The sequence below is a fragment of the Streptomyces sp. NBC_00258 genome, assembly GCF_036182465.1.
Lineage (GTDB): Bacteria > Actinomycetota > Actinomycetes > Streptomycetales > Streptomycetaceae > Streptomyces.
The window spans coordinates 636,893-650,983 of the sequence record NZ_CP108081.1; the positions used below are offsets into that span (position 1 = coordinate 636,893).

Here is a 14,091-nt window from a genome sequence, read left to right on the forward strand (position 1 = left end):
CGGGTCAGGCCGCGGCCACGAACTCCCGTATCGACGCGATCATGTAGTCCACCATCTCCGGCGTGATACCGGGGTACACCCCGATCCAGAACGTGGCCTCGGTGGTGACGTCGCTGTTGGTCAGCTCGCCGACCACCCGGAAGTTCCGACCCTCGTACGCGGGATGGCGGGTGAGGTTGCCCGCGAACAGCCGGCGGGTCCTGATCTTCCGGTCCTCCAGGAACGTCACCAGGGCGCTGCGGGTGAACGGCGCGTCGGGCAGGACGGTGAGGACGAAGCCGAACCAGCTGGGGTCACTGCCGGGTGTCGCTTCGGGCAGCAGCAGCCCGGGCAAGTCCTGCAGCCCCTCGCGCAGCCGCTGCCAGTTGCGGCGGCGTGCCGCGCCGAACTCCTCCAGGCGGCGCAGCTGGCTCAGCCCGAGCGCCGCCTGTACGTCGGTGGTCTTGAGGTTGTAACCGACGTGCGAGAACACGTACTTGTGGTCGTATCCCTGCGGGAGCGTGCCGAAGCTGTAGTCGAAGCGGCGCAGACAGCGGTTGTCCTCGCCCGGCTCGCACCAGCAGTCGCGCCCCCAGTCCCGCATGGACTCGACGATCCGCCCGAGCGCCAGATTGCCGGTCAGGACACAGCCGCCCTCACCCATCGTGATGTGGTGGGCGGGGTAGAAGCTGACGGTCGACAGGTCGCCGAAGGTGCCGGTGAGGCGGCCCTGGTAGTACGAGCCGACGGCGTCGCAGTTGTCCTCGATGAGGAACAGGTCGTGCCGGGAGGCGAGTTCGGCGATCTCCGCCGCCTGGAAGGGGTTGCCGAGCGCGTGCGCCACCATGATGGCGCGGGTGCGCGGGCCGATCGCCTGCTCGATTCGCTCCACCGTCGTGTTGTACGTGCCCAGTTCGATGTCGACGAAGACGGGCACCAAGCCGTTCTGCAGCACCGGGTTGACCGTGGTGGGGAAGCCCGTAGCGACCGTGATCACCTCGTCGCCCGGGACCAGGCGGGCGTCCTCGAGCTGCGGGGAGGTCAGGGCGCTGAGCGCGAGGAGGTTGGCCGAGGACCCGGAGTTGGTCAGATGCGCCTTGCGCCGCTTCATCGCACGGGCGAACCTGCTCTCGAAGGTGCGCGCCCGTGCCCCCGCGGCGATCGTCATGTCCAGAGCCGCCCCGACGAACGAGACCCGGTCCTCCTCGTCGAGCACCGCGCCCGACGTGAGGATGGCTGTCCGGCCCGGGACGAAGCTGTCCTCGGTCTGCTCCTGGTGGAATTTCCGGGTCAGTTCCAGCAGTGCGCTGCGTATGTCCATCGGCTCAGTCAGGCCCTTCCTCGGCGTTGGTGATGGCCTCGCTCCACATCGCCCGGACCGTCGAGGCCAGGCTGTGCCGGGGGCGCCATCCGAGCAGTCGCCCGGCGAGCCCGGGGTGCACGGCGAGCCAGTCGACCCCGGCACTGCGCCCGGTGGAGCTTCCCTCCTCGACGACCGTCGCGGGCACACCGCTCACGGACACAAGCAGGTCCACCAGCCGACGTACGCTGACGGCCGTTCCGCTGCCGATGTTGACCGTCCGTCCGACGACGGGAGCGGTCGCGGCTGCGGCCACCGCGGCGGCGAGGTCGCGGCAATCCACGAAATCGCGTTCGGCGGTGAGCGGCGCAAGCCGGATCACGGCCGGTTCGCCGCGTCCTGCGGCATCGCGCAACTGGGCCGCGACCCGGCCCAGCAGGCTGGAACGCGGCAGTCCGGGTCCCGCGCAACTCGTCGCGCGGAGCACCACTCCGTCCAGGAGCCCCGCCCGGGTGGCTTCGAGGACGACTTCGCTGCCCTTGAGCTTGCTCCTGCCGTACGCGGTCGACGGGGTCGGCGGCGCGTCCTCGGTGAGGTGCCGTCCCGGCGCAGGCATTGCGTACTCGAAGACCGAGCCGAGCTGCACCACGCGTACCCGGTGCGGCACCTTGGCCACCGCGTCCCGCAGCCGTCGCACGAGCAGGACGTTGGACTGCTCGAGGGCGGACTCGTCGTATTCCCATACCGCGCCGGCGGCGTTCACGAGCACGGTCGCCCCGTGGTCGACGAGTACGTCGGCCAGGATGGCGGGTTCCTCTTCCACGAGGTCGATCTGGGCGCAGGCGGTGCCGGGTGCCGGATGGCGGGCGACCGACAGGACACGAGCGCCGTCGGCGACCAAGGCGGCGCAGATGTGCCGCCCGAGGAAACCGCTGCCACCGACGACGACGGCGTTCACAGCCGCGTGCGTGCTCACCGTGCGAGTTCGTCCGCCAGGGCGCCCGGGGACGGCAGCGCCGCCGTCTCCGAGCGCACTCGCCCGGCGGCCTCGCGGTAGGCATGGGGCTCCGCCAGCATGTCGGTGGCCGTCTTCAGAAGCAGTTCGGTGCTGTCGAGCCGGTCGAGCATGACGCCGGCACCGGCGCGTACAACACCGTGGCCGATCTCCGTGCAGATCGGGGACGGGGGCACGACCAACTGGGGTACGCCCAGGACGACCGCGGTGAGGGCGGTGCCCGCGCCGCCGTGGTGGACGACCAGGTCGCAGGTCGGCAGCAGCACCCGGAACGGGACCCCGCGGACGATCCGCACGTGGTCCGGCATGTCTTCCTCCGCGACGGGACCGCTCGGCGCGAGGACGATCTCGGCGTCGGTGGCGGCCAGCGACCGCAGGGTCAGGGTGAGCACATCGGGGCCGCCCGGATCGCGGTAGCGCGCTCCGGCGACTCCGGCGGTCACACACACCCGCCGCGGCCGGTCGCGCTCAGCGAGCCAGCCCGGGTGCCGGCCCGAGCCGTTGTATGGCACGCACCGCATGGGCAGGCGACGCACGGGCGGACCGTCCGGAGGACGCAGCGACGGCGGGCACGGGTCGACCCAGCCGACCGGATCGGTGACCTCGGCTCCGTAGCGCTCGAAGAGTTCGAGATAGGCGGGCAGCGGCTCCGCGTCGGAGTCCCCGGTCGGCGGGCGGAGGGTGCCGCCGATCTCCCAGCCGTGACCGACCGCCGGCACCCCGAGCACGGCGGCGAGCACGGGCCCGGCCATGGACAGCACATCGTGGACGACCAGGTCCGGACGCCACCAGCGGCCGAAGGTGACCAGGTCGTCCAGCATCACGTCGGCAACGGCGCACTGCTTCTCGTACAGCGCGCGGATCACCCGGCGCTGGTCGCCGTCCAGGAGGTCGAGGTGGGCGGACCAGCCGCTGGGCCAGCGGGCCGGGCGGCCCCAGGCCGCCAGTTCGGGCCGCTTGGGCAGTGCAGCGATCGCGGCCTGGTCGCCGACGGCGACGGCGACCAGGCCCGCCTGTGTGATGGCGTCCTGGCAGGACGGCGGGCCCGCGACCCGTACTTCGTGCCCAGCCGCCTGGAAGGCCCAGGCCAGGGGGACCATCGGGAACAGATGCCCAGGCGCCGCCCAGGTGGTCAACAGCACACGCATGTCCCACGCCTCCCCATCACGACGCCGTGCCGGCCGTGACATCGACCGCCAGCTCGCCCGCGAGTTCGCTGATGGTCTGACCGCCCAGCATCTTGGCCATCGACATCGTCACTCCGAGCTCCTCCTGGACCCGGGTACGCACCGCGACCGCCATCAGCGAGTCCATGCCCTGACGGTTCAGCGGCCGGTTCCTGCTGACCTGATCCAGCGGCAGCCCGAGCACCTCCGCGATCTTCCGGGTCAGGTACTCGCTCAGGTCCCGGCCGCCCGGTTCGGCTCGGTCGTCCGTCGGGCCGGCGTCGGCGGAGACCGTTGGTTCCCCGGAGGCCGACGGTTCGTCGGGCGTCAGCTCAACGGGCGTCTCAAGAAGTGGCGTCGGGGCGGCAGTGGGCAGACCACGGCTGAGTACGTCACTCAGGAGCGCGGTCGACGCCGCCTCCGGGTAAGTGGCCGCCCAGCGTTCCCAGTCGGCGGGCATCACCATGGCCTGGGTGGCGTCCTCTGCGAGCAGACGTTCCAGGATGCGCAGGCCCTGCGCCGGGGTGAAGGTCGCGATGCCGGCCGGTGCCAGCGGGCGGCCCTCCACCCTGTCGAACTTCGCCGCGAGGCCCGCCTCCGACCAGAAGCCCCAGTTGACCGACAGGGCGTGCAGACCCTCCTGCCGCCGCCAGTGGGCGAAGGAGTCGAGGGCCGCGTTCCCGGCCGCGTAGGCGCCGAGCATGGGAGAAGCGAGGATCGAGGATCCGGAGGAGAACAAGACGAAGAAGTCCAGCCGGGTGTTCGCACGATCGCCGTCCAGAGATCGATGCAGGGTCAGCGCGCCGCCCCCCTTGGGCCGCAGGGAGGCTGCCAGATCCTCGTCGGTGGTCTCGCCCAGGCTCCGGAACAGGACCACACCGGCGGCGTGCACCACCCCGCGCACCGGCGGCCGGCAGGCCCGGGCGCGCCGGTCGAGGACGGCGCGCAGGGCGGGTTCGTCGGTCACGTCGAGCGCCTCGTAGTCGACGCGAACGCCCTTCGCGCGCAGTCGGGCCAGCCGTGGGTCCTCGGTGCCGTCCCCGGGCAGCGGGGTCCTGCCGATCAGCAGCAGGTGACGAGCCCCGCGGTCGGCCAGCCAGTGCGCCACCTCTTGTCCCAGGCCGCCCAGGCCACCGCTGACGAGGTAGGTGGCGTCGGCGTGGATCCGCGAGGCCGCCGGGCTCTGCGCGTCGGACCGTCCCACGGACACCAGCAGCTTGCCGATGTGGCGTGCGGCCGCCATCTCGCGGTACGCCTTGGCTGCGTGGTCGAGGGGGAAGACCTGGTAGGGCAGGGGCGAGACGTCCCCCGTCGCCACGAGCCGCAGAACCTTCGCCAGCACGCCGCCGACCTGGTGTGGTCGGCGCCGCAGCATCTCCACCACGTCCACGACGGAGAAGGAGACGTTGCGCAACAAAGGACGCAGGTCGATGTGCGCGCCCGCGTACAGGTCACGCTTGGTCAGTTCGACGTAAGTACCGTGCGCGGTGATCAGGGAGAGGTTCGCCGAGATGGCCTCGGCTCCGCCGAGCGTGTTCAGGACGGCGTGCACGCCCTGCCCCGCCGTCGCCTCGCGCACCATGTCGACGAAGGCGAGCGACCGCGAGTCCGCCACGTGCCGCACGCCCAGGGTGCGCAGCAGCGCGCGGCGCTCGGAACTGCCGGCTGTGGCGTACACGTCCAGGTTCTTCCAGCGCGCGAGTTGGAGTGCGGCCATGCCGACCCCGCCGGTGGCCGAGTGGATGAGCACTCGGTCGCCCTCCCGCAGCCGCGCCACCTCCAACATCGCCTGGTAAGCCGTGACCAGGGCGATCGGCAAGGTGGCGGCCTCGACGGCGGACAGTCCGGCGGGGCGGGGCGCGACCAGGTACGCGGAGGTGGTCACGTAGCGGGCGAGTCCGTCCTCGACGATTGCGACGACCTCGTCACCCTCACGCACGGTGGTGACGTCGGCTCCGACGGCGGTCACCGTGCCGCTGCACTCCAGTCCGAGCGTCGCGCCCGACGCGTCCGGGAGTGCGCCCAGTGCGAGCAGCAGGTCGCGGTAGTTGAGGCCCACGTGATCGACACGGATCTCGACCCGGCCGTGCCCGGGGGCGGTCCGCTCGACGGGGGCGGGACGCAGCTCGTCGAGGACGCCGGGCGACTGGACACGGATGCTCATGTTGGGCGATCCGTCCGCCCCCTGCCGCCACAGCCTGGCCGCGAGGCGCGGCACTACGCGGGTGCCGGACCGCAGGGCGACCTGGTCCTCGGCTCCGTCCCGGCACAGCTCGGCGAGCAGGGCGTCGGCACCGTCCGAGGCGCCGAGGTCCACCAGCCGCAGCCCCCACCCGGGGTGTTCGCGGGCCATGGCGCGGGCCATGCCCCACACGGCGCCGGCATCGGGACCGGCGACGCGGTCAGTGACGGAGACGGTCTGGGCCCCACGGGTGACCAGCCAGTACGTGGCCACGCCGCCCGTCAGCCTGTGCAGGGATCGGCCGAGGTTCAGCACGCCGCGGCAGCCGTCGTACGCGGCGGCGTCGAGGCCCCACAGGTGGACCAGCCGCCACGGTCCGGTGCCGTCGAGCTCCGCCAGCAGCCGGGTGTGGTCGTCCGGGGAGGCAGGGTCGATCTCGTACGCGTCCTCGTCGAGCCGACGGTGCCCCGCCCCGGCGGACACGCGCACGCACCGGTGGCCGGCCGCGCGGAGCCGCTCGGTGAGGACGGCTCCGACACCCTGGCGGTCAGCGAGTACCAGCCAGGGGCCGTCCGGTAGGGCGGCCTGCGGGCGGGCAGCCACGGGGCGCCAGTCGAGTGCGTAGAGCCAGTCGGCGAGTTCCCGTTCGTCCTGCGGGTCGGTGCGGTGGTGCGGCGGGCGGGGCGCGTCTGGTCGGCCGACGTCGCGCTCAAGGTAGCGCAGCCGGACGCCGCGCAGCTCGGAGAGGACCGTCCCGTCGTCGGCGCAGACGGTGATGTCGCCGGTGTACGAAACGGCGTCGCCCGACGTGCGCACCGCGTGGCTCCACAGCGGTCCGCGCGGGGTGCCGTACACGCTGACGGCGTCCATGCGCTCCAGCACGAACACCTCCGAGGCGGCCCCGTGCTCGCCGGTGACGGTCGCCGACAGGACCTGGGCGCAAGCGTCCAGGAGAGCGGGGTGGAAGAGCTGCCCGTCGTCGGTGAGCGGCAGGGCGGCCGGGGCCTGGATGCGCGCCAGTGCCTCACCCTCCCGGTCCCACAGCTCGGTGATCCCCTGGAAGGCGGGGCCCCAGTGGTTGCCGCTGCGTGCGGAGTCCGCGTAGAAGGCCGTTCCCTGGCGGTGGCGGACGGCCCGTTCGCGCGCGGCAGACCGGGCGGCCACCACCGCGTCCCGGCCCGTCGGCACCACACCCTCGAGTCGTACCTGCGCGGTGGCGTGCACAATCATCGGCTCACCGTCCAGGCTGCTGCGGACCTCGATCCGCGGGATCGGTGCGTCGGATCCGGTGATGCGTACCTGGACCAGCGGGTTGTCGCCGGGGCGCAGGAACAGGGCGCGATGGCAGGAGAGGTCGGCCAGGGACGGGGTGCGGGGGGCGAACGCCTGGCGCGCCGCGGCGGTCATCATCTCCACGTAGGCGGTACCGGGCAGCAGTGCTGCGCCCTGGACCTCGTGGTCGGCGAGGTAGCCGCCCGCCGTGTGCAGGTCGAGCCGGTCCTCCCAGACAAGGTCGGCGCCCTCGTCGCGCCGTGTGCCGAGCAACGGGTGCGCCGGTGCGACCGGCCCCCGGGCAGGTGCCGGAACGGCCTGCCGGGCGGGCGTGTACCAGTGGCGGGTGCCCTGCCAGGGGTACATCGGCAGGCGCACCGGGCGTCCCTGGTAGCCCAACTGCTCCCAGTCGACCGGCACCCCGGCGGTGTAGAGAGTGGCGACGGCGTCCAGCAGGGCGGCGCGTTCGGGCTCGTCACGCCGCAGCGAGGGGACGGCTGCTCCGGCGTTCCGGCCGGCCAGGGCCAGGCACTCCTGCATGGCGGGCACCAGTACCGGGTGCGGGCTCATCTCGATGAAGACGCTGCGGCCGCCGCTCAGCATGCCCTGCACGACGGGTCCGAAGCGGACCGGCTCGCGCAGGTTCAGTACCCAGTAGCCGGTACCGAGCTGGGAGCCGTCCAGCACCTCGTCATGGACGGTGGAGTGCAGCGGGATCCGCCCGGAGCGGGGCTCGATGAAGGACAGCTCGTCGAGCAGCTGTTCGCGCAGGGGGTCCATCTGTGGGCTGTGGGAGGCGACGTCCACCTTGATCATCTGGGTGAAGACGTCGCGCGCCGTCAAGCGGGCAAGGATCTCCTCCAACGCCGCCGGGGCACCTGCGAGCACCGTGGCCCGGGGGCCGTTGATCACCGCGACGGAGACCGTGTCGGCGCAATCGGCGATCTCCCGCTCGGCTTCGTCGGCGTTCAGCTCGACGTAGGCCATGGCGCCCTTGCCCGCCACCTGCCGCAGCAGAAGGCTGCGGCGGCAGATCACCGCGGCCGCGTCCTCGACGGAGAGCGCGCCCGTGATGCAGGCGGCGGCTGCCTCGCCCATGCTGTGCCCGACGACGACGTCTGGTGCGACGCCCCAGGACCGCCACAGCTCGGCGAGGGCGACCTCGATAGCCCACAGCGTGGGCTGGACGACGTCGATCCCGGTGAGCGGGGCGTCGTCGGCGATGCGGTCCAGGACCGACCAGCCGGTCTCCGCACGGACCGCCTCGTCGCAGCGGGCGAGCGCCTCATGGAAGACCGGTGACGTGGCCAGGAGTTCCCGGCCCATGCCGACCCACTGGGAGCCTTGGCCGGGGAAGACGAAGACCGTGCGGGCCGGAGTGTCCGCCACGTCGTCGGCACTGCGCAGCCCAGGGGCGGGCTCGTCGGCGGCGAACGCCCGCAGGGCGTCCGCGAGTTCGTCGTGCGTGGAGCCGACCACGGCCAGCCGACTGTCGAGGTGCTCACGTCGAGTGGCGGCCGTGGCCGCGATCCGCCGGAGCGGGACGGCGCGGCCGGCGCCGTCGGGACCGAGGAAGTCGGCCATGTCCACGGCCATCCGGCGCAGTGCCGCCGGGCCGCGTGCGGACAACGGCAGCAGCACGGGACCGTCGTCGTCGGATGCCGCTGCGGACGGCTCGGCGTTCTCGGCCACGTACTCGGCCAGCACGACGTGCGCGTTGGTGCCGGAGATCCCGAAGGAGCTGACCCCGGCCAACCGAGGTCCTTCGGCCTCCCAGTCGACGAGTTCGCGCTGCACGACCAGCGGCAGCTCGTCCCAGTCGACGGAGTCGGTGAGCTTCTCGGCGTGCAGGCTGGCGGGGATGCGACGGTGCTTGAGGCACAGGGCGGTCTTGATAAGTCCGGCCAGACCGGCGGTCGCCTCGGTGTGCCCGATGTTGGTCTTCACCGAGCCCACCCGGCACGATTCGGTACGGCCCTCGCCCAGCACCCGGGCCAGCGCGGTCAGTTCGACCCGGTCGCCGATCGCGGTGCCGGTGCCGTGCGCCTCCACGTAGCCGACGGCGGCCGGGTCCGCGCCGGCGTTGCGATAGGCGGAACGCAGGGTCTGCTCCTGCCCTTCCGCGGAGGGCGTGAGCAGGTAGCCGCTGCCTTCGCCATCGCTGGTGACGGCCGAGCCCAGGAGCACCGCGTAGATGTCGTCGCCGTCGGCCTCCGCCTGCTCGAGCGTCTTCAGCACGACCACCGCCACCCCGTCGCTGCGGACGAAGCCATCCGCCTCGGGCGAGGCGAACTTGCAGCGGCCGTCCGGCGCGAGCATGCCGGCCTGGGAGAAGGTGATGCTCGGCTCGGGTCGCAGCACGAGATTGATCCCACAGGCGAGCGCCAGCGTGGACTCACCGCCGCGCAGGCTCTCGCAGGCCAGGTGCACGGCCGTGAGCGCCGAGGAGCACGCGGTGTCGAGGGTGAGGCTCGGCCCGCGCAGGTCGAAGGCGTAGGAGACGCGACCGGAGGTGACCGCGCGGGTGGTGCCCGTGTTGGCGTAGATATCGAGGGTGCCGTCGCGGCTGAGGGTGTCCCAGTAGTCGGCGGTGAGCTGGCCGACGAACACTCCGGTGCTGCTGCCGGCGAGGCGGTCTGCGGCGATCCCTGCGTCCGCCAGCGCGTCGTGACTCGTCTCCAGCAGCAGGCGCTGCTGGGGGTCCATGTGGGCCGCCTCCTTGGGCGCGATCCCGAAGAAACCGGCGTCGAACGCGTCGAAGCCGTCCACGAAGCCGCCCGACCGGGTGCTGATCATGCCGGGCCCGACGGGGCCTGGTGCGTGGAAGGCATCGATGTCGAAGCGGTCGGCCGGTACCTCTGTGATCATGTCGCGACCCGCGCAGAGCAACTCCCAGAACTCGGCCGCTCCGCGCGCACCGGGGAATCGGCACCCGATGCCTACGACAGCGATGGGCGTGTTCGTGCGACCGCCGGGGGACGAGTCGGCCATCTCAGAGCCTTTCTGCTAGCGGGAACGGAACGGTCAGGCGGTCCAGGCGGGAGGTGAGACGATCTCCAGCACAGCGCTGCCGAGGGTCATCCCGGGGCCGAGCCCGGCCAGCAGCAGGTGGTCTCCCGGGGAGAGCGCCCCCTGCTCCAGCAGCCGGTCCATGGAGACGAGTTGATCGCTCGGGCCGATGTGCCCGATGTGCCGTCCGATCTCCCACGTGGAGGTCGACATCGGGATGCCGAGCGGGTCCAGGAGCCACATCTGGGTGGCCATCCGGGAGTAGTTGACGTAGATGACGCGCGTGATGTCGCCGCGGCCGATGCCGGCTTCCTCCAGGCTGCGGTCGATCAGCTCCAGTTGGACCTTCGCCGACAGCATCATCGCTTCCGAACTCGTCGAGTCCACCTCCTTGTACGCGGTCGCCCGCATCCGGAAGTCGATCGGCGGCCGCTGCAGCGAGGTGCCCGGAAAGAGAGGTTCACTGCCTCGGTACATGCCCTCCAGGTCGGGGACGCCGCCGGTGTTCACGGACAGCAGCCGGGCGAACCCGGGGCGCTTGCCGAGTGTCAGCGCGGAGGCACCGTCGCCGAGGATGACGCCGGGGAAGGACCGCCAGCGGTCGACCACGGGTGACGACCAGTTGTCGGCGGTGGTGAACAGCACCGTGCGCCGGGAGTCGTCTCCCCGCAGAAAGCCGACTGCGACCTCCATGGCGGTCAGCCCGCCCAGGCACCCCATCCTGAGCTCCCAGGCGGGCCCGGTGCCGCCCACCGTGTGGCGCTGGATGTAGGAGGCCGGACGCCACCCCTCGGGGCCTTGCCAGGACCCCCCGGCGTGCACCAGCAGGTCCACATCGGACAGGTCGCCGCCGCGACGCCCGGCGAGCTGGCGCACCGCACGCAGGGCCATCTCGGCGGGCGCTTCCTCCGGACCCGCCACCCGGGTCCCGAGCAGCCCGTTCTCCTCGAAGTCCACCGCCTCGTACAGCCCTTCGCGCACCGCGCGCTCCGCGCTGTAGGACGCGGGGAGCCAGGTCCCCAATGCATCGATGTAGACGTCGCCGACTCGCACCCAGGCCTCCCGGAACCAATCTCGTAATGGCCAGGTCAGATTCGCCCGCACCGCTCAAGGCGGGCTGGAACAGCGATCGAGGCCCCACGCGCAGACTCGCGTCAAGCACGTGTCAGCCGCTTGTCAGCGGCACTGCCTACCGTCCGGCTCGTGCCCTCTGTGCCGGGCCTCTCTCCGGCCGGGGGAAAGAGAAGGGAAACAGACCTGTGACAGCTGCGATTGAAGCCGTCGGCCTGGCCAAGCGCTTCGGTGAGACGGTCGCGCTCACTTCCGTGGACCTGGCCGTCGAGGAGGGCACCGTCCTGGGCCTGCTCGGCCCGAACGGCGCTGGAAAGACGACGGCCGTGCGCGTCCTCGCCACCCTACTGCGCCCCGACGGCGGCCAGGCCCGGATCCACGGCCACGACGTGGTGAAGGATGCCGACCGGGTCCGCGAGATCATCGGGCTGACGGGGCAGTACGCCTCGGTCGACGACACCCTGACCGGTGTGGAGAACCTGGTGTTCCTCGGCCGGCTCCTGGGCGGGTCCCGCGCGGACGTCCGGCGCACGGCGCTCGGCCTGCTGGAGCGCTTCGGCCTGTCCGACGCGGGCGACCGCACCGCCAAGACGTACTCCGGCGGAATGCGCAGACGGCTCGACCTCGCGGCCTGCCTGGTCGGCAACCCCGGAGTGATCTTCCTGGACGAGCCGACGACGGGTCTCGACCCCAACGCCCGCGAACAGTTGTGGGACATCATCCGCGGGGAGGTGCGGCGCGGCGTGACCGTCCTGCTCACCACGCAGTACCTGGAGGAGGCCGACCAACTCGCCGACGACATCGTGGTCATCGACCACGGCTCCGTCGTCGCTCGAGGCACCCCGGAGACCCTCAAACGGGAGGTCGGGCGGCCCACCCTCCAGGTCCGCCCGCTGGACGCCGCGCACCTGCACCGGGTCGCGTCGATCGTCTCCCAGGTGACCGGTCAGCACGCACTCGACGGGCACACCGTCACCACCCGGGTCGACGACGCCGCGGCCCTCTACGCGGTCGTCCGGCGGCTCGACGACTCCGGGATCGCGGTGAGCGAACTGGCCATCCGGGAGCCAAGCCTAGACGAGGTGTTCCGGCAGCTGACGACGGGAGCAGCGGTATGACGATCACCGCGGAGTCCTCACCCCGGCCGACGCGACGCCGCGGTCCGGCCACCGTCGTACGGCAGAGCGCCACGGTGGCCTGGCGGCAGCTCGTGCAGATCAGGCACAGCCCGGAGACGCTGGTTGAAGTCGGGATCCAACCCGTCATCTTCGTCTTCCTGTTCGCCTTCGTCCTTGCCGGCCAGATGGCTGGCTCGCGTCACGCATATCTGCAGTTCGTGGTCCCGGGGCTGATCGTGCAAAGCACGGTCCTGGTCACCGCCCGCACCGCCATCGGCATGAACACCGACGTCACCAAAGGGCTCTTCGACCGCTTCCGAAGTCTGCCCATCTCCCGCACGGCGCCACTGATCGGCCGGATCCTGGCCGACTACGTGATGCTGGTGTGGTCGGTGGTCCTGCTCATGGCCTTCGGAATGCTGCTCAGCTTCCGCATCGAGACGAACTGGGGCCAGCTGGTCCCGATGTTCCTCCTGCTGCTGGTGTTCCAGTTCTGTCTGTCGTGGGCCTCGGTCCTGGCCGGGCTACTCGCCAAGGACCCGGAGAACGTCCAGGCGCTCGCCTTCGGCATCATGCTGCCGCTGACCTTCATCAGCGACGCCTTTGTCGAGGTCTCGACCATGCCGGGCTGGCTCCAGGCGGTCGTGAAGCTCAACCCGGTCACAATGCTGGCCGATTCCGTCCGCGGGCTGCTCGTCGGCGGGCCGGTGGGTGAACCTGTGACCAGGACGTTGATCGCGTCGGCCGTCCTGTTGGTGGTCTTCGCCCCGCTGGCCCTGCGCGCCTATCACCGCGAACGCTGAGGGGAGTTCAGAGATGAGGGTGCTGATCGTCGCGCTGGTGCCGAGCCATCTGATGGCGATGGTGCCGGTCGCCTGGGCACTGCGGGCAGGCGGGCACGAGGTGCTCGTGGCCGGTGGGGCACCGGCGGTAAAGCGGGCGGCGGCCGCCGGACTGTCGGGGGCCGTGGTGAGCGAACCGCCGGGTCGCCCGACGCGGCGGTCGGCGGCCCCGTCGGGCTTGCCGGGAGCGGCTCCGGACTGGGTGCAGCTGCAGGAACGGTGGCAACAACGGGTCGACGGCGTCCTGGACGAGCACCTGGAGGTCGCCCGGGCCTGGCATCCCGACCTGGTGCTGGTGGATCCGATCGAGTTCAGCGGTCTGATCGTGGCCGCGGCGCTGCGGGTCCCGGCCGTGGTGCACCGCTGGGGGCCGGACCGCATCAGCTCGCAGTCGATTCCGCGGGCCGTCGAGGCACTCATCGACGTGGCGGCCAGGCGCGGGATCGATGAAGGTCCCGCGCTGCCGTCGATGGTGCTCGACCCATGTCCGCCAAGTTTGCAGTGCCCGGACGCGGCGGCCTCCCAGCCGTTGCGGTTCGTTCCGTTCAACGGGGCGGGATCGCCGCCCGACTGGGCCGCACGGCCACCCGGGGACCGGCGCCTCTGTGTCTCCTTCGGCGGGGAGACCGCGATGCTGTCCCAGCCGGCGGTCTGGGACGCGCTGATCCGCGCACTCACCGCCGTCCGCGACGTCGAGTCGGTCGTCACGGCGGTCCCGAAGGGGGCCACCGTCCTGCCCGCCTCCGTACGCGCGCCCGGTGCGGTGCCCCTGGACCTGTTCGTCGGTGGCTGTGCCGCTCTGCTGCACCACGGCGGCGCCGGAACGGCCCTGACGGGCCTCGCGTTCGGCGTCCCGCAGGTCATCCTGGCCCAGCCGAACCCCTCATGGGCGGCGGTCGGCGAGCGCATCACGGCACGTGGCGCGGGTGTCGTACTGGACTTGGACGCCGCCCTCCGTGAGGAGTCCCCCACAAGCCTGAGCGCAACGGTGGAGGAGGTCCTCTCCAGCTCCAACCACCGAGCCGCCGCCGAGTCCCTTGCCGACGAGATGCGCCGCCTACCGGCACCGAGCACGATCGTCCCGCTGCTCGCCGAACTGGCGGCGGCGCCGGTCGTCGGCTGAGCCGTCGGCGGCAC

8 protein-coding genes are annotated in these 14,091 nt (G+C 71.8%); 3 read left to right on the forward strand and 5 right to left on the reverse strand.

Features of this window, described 5'->3' with window-relative positions; all coding sequences use genetic code 11:
• Positions 1 to 4: 4 nt before the first annotated feature.
• From rfbH to OG718_RS02880, 5 genes are read right to left on the reverse strand one after another with little or no spacing between them, the layout of a single operon-like run.
• Complete coding sequence (rfbH, locus tag OG718_RS02860; protein WP_328843084.1) at positions 5 to 1,300, reverse strand: lipopolysaccharide biosynthesis protein RfbH; 1,296 nt, start codon at positions 1,298 to 1,300, stop codon at positions 5 to 7.
• A 4-nt stretch (positions 1,301 to 1,304) separates the two neighbouring features.
• Positions 1,305 to 2,255, reverse strand: coding sequence for an NAD-dependent epimerase/dehydratase family protein (locus tag OG718_RS02865; protein ID WP_328843085.1), 951 nt, complete (start codon positions 2,253 to 2,255; stop codon positions 1,305 to 1,307).
• The gene (locus OG718_RS02870; protein ID WP_328843086.1) at positions 2,252 to 3,442 is read right to left on the reverse strand and encodes a nucleotide disphospho-sugar-binding domain-containing protein; all 1,191 of its coding nucleotides are present in this window, start codon (positions 3,440 to 3,442) and stop codon (positions 2,252 to 2,254) included. The genes OG718_RS02865 and OG718_RS02870 overlap by 4 nt, the downstream gene beginning before the upstream one ends.
• 16 nt (positions 3,443 to 3,458) lie before the next feature.
• Complete coding sequence (locus OG718_RS02875) at positions 3,459 to 9,905, reverse strand: SDR family NAD(P)-dependent oxidoreductase (RefSeq protein ID WP_328843087.1); 6,447 nt, start codon at positions 9,903 to 9,905, stop codon at positions 3,459 to 3,461.
• 33 nt (positions 9,906 to 9,938) lie between these two features.
• Positions 9,939 to 10,976 (reverse strand): ketoacyl-ACP synthase III family protein, encoded by a 1,038-nt coding sequence (locus OG718_RS02880; RefSeq protein WP_328843088.1) that lies wholly within the window; start codon positions 10,974 to 10,976, stop codon positions 9,939 to 9,941.
• A gap of 206 nt (positions 10,977 to 11,182) precedes the next feature.
• On the opposite strand from OG718_RS02880, the gene OG718_RS02885 reads away from it, so the two are divergent.
• From OG718_RS02885 to OG718_RS02895, 3 genes are read left to right on the forward strand one after another with little or no spacing between them, the layout of a single operon-like run.
• The gene (locus tag OG718_RS02885; protein WP_328843089.1) at positions 11,183 to 12,112 is read left to right on the forward strand and encodes an ATP-binding cassette domain-containing protein; all 930 of its coding nucleotides are present in this window, start codon (positions 11,183 to 11,185) and stop codon (positions 12,110 to 12,112) included.
• On the forward strand, positions 12,109 to 12,915 hold the full coding sequence (locus OG718_RS02890) for an ABC transporter permease (RefSeq protein ID WP_328843090.1): 807 nt from the start codon (positions 12,109 to 12,111) through the stop codon (positions 12,913 to 12,915). Before OG718_RS02885 ends, OG718_RS02890 begins: the two co-directional genes overlap by 4 nt.
• 13 nt (positions 12,916 to 12,928) lie before the next feature.
• The gene (locus OG718_RS02895; protein WP_328843091.1) at positions 12,929 to 14,077 is read left to right on the forward strand and encodes a nucleotide disphospho-sugar-binding domain-containing protein; all 1,149 of its coding nucleotides are present in this window, start codon (positions 12,929 to 12,931) and stop codon (positions 14,075 to 14,077) included.
• The last annotated feature ends 14 nt before the right edge of the window (positions 14,078 to 14,091 follow it).

Excerpts from the sequence above, each read along its gene's own strand:
- OG718_RS02875 (WP_328843087.1), bottom strand. The coding sequence starts at position 9,905 with ATGGCCGACTCGTCCCCCGGCGGTCGCACGAACACGCCCATCGCTGTC.
- OG718_RS02870 (WP_328843086.1), bottom strand. The coding sequence starts at position 3,442 with ATGCGTGTGCTGTTGACCACCTGGGCGGCGCCTGGGCATCTGTTCCCG.
- rfbH (WP_328843084.1), bottom strand. The coding sequence starts at position 1,300 with ATGGACATACGCAGCGCACTGCTGGAACTGACCCGGAAATTCCACCAG.
- OG718_RS02890 (WP_328843090.1), top strand. The coding sequence starts at position 12,109 with ATGACGATCACCGCGGAGTCCTCACCCCGGCCGACGCGACGCCGCGGT.
- OG718_RS02895 (WP_328843091.1), top strand. The coding sequence starts at position 12,929 with ATGAGGGTGCTGATCGTCGCGCTGGTGCCGAGCCATCTGATGGCGATG.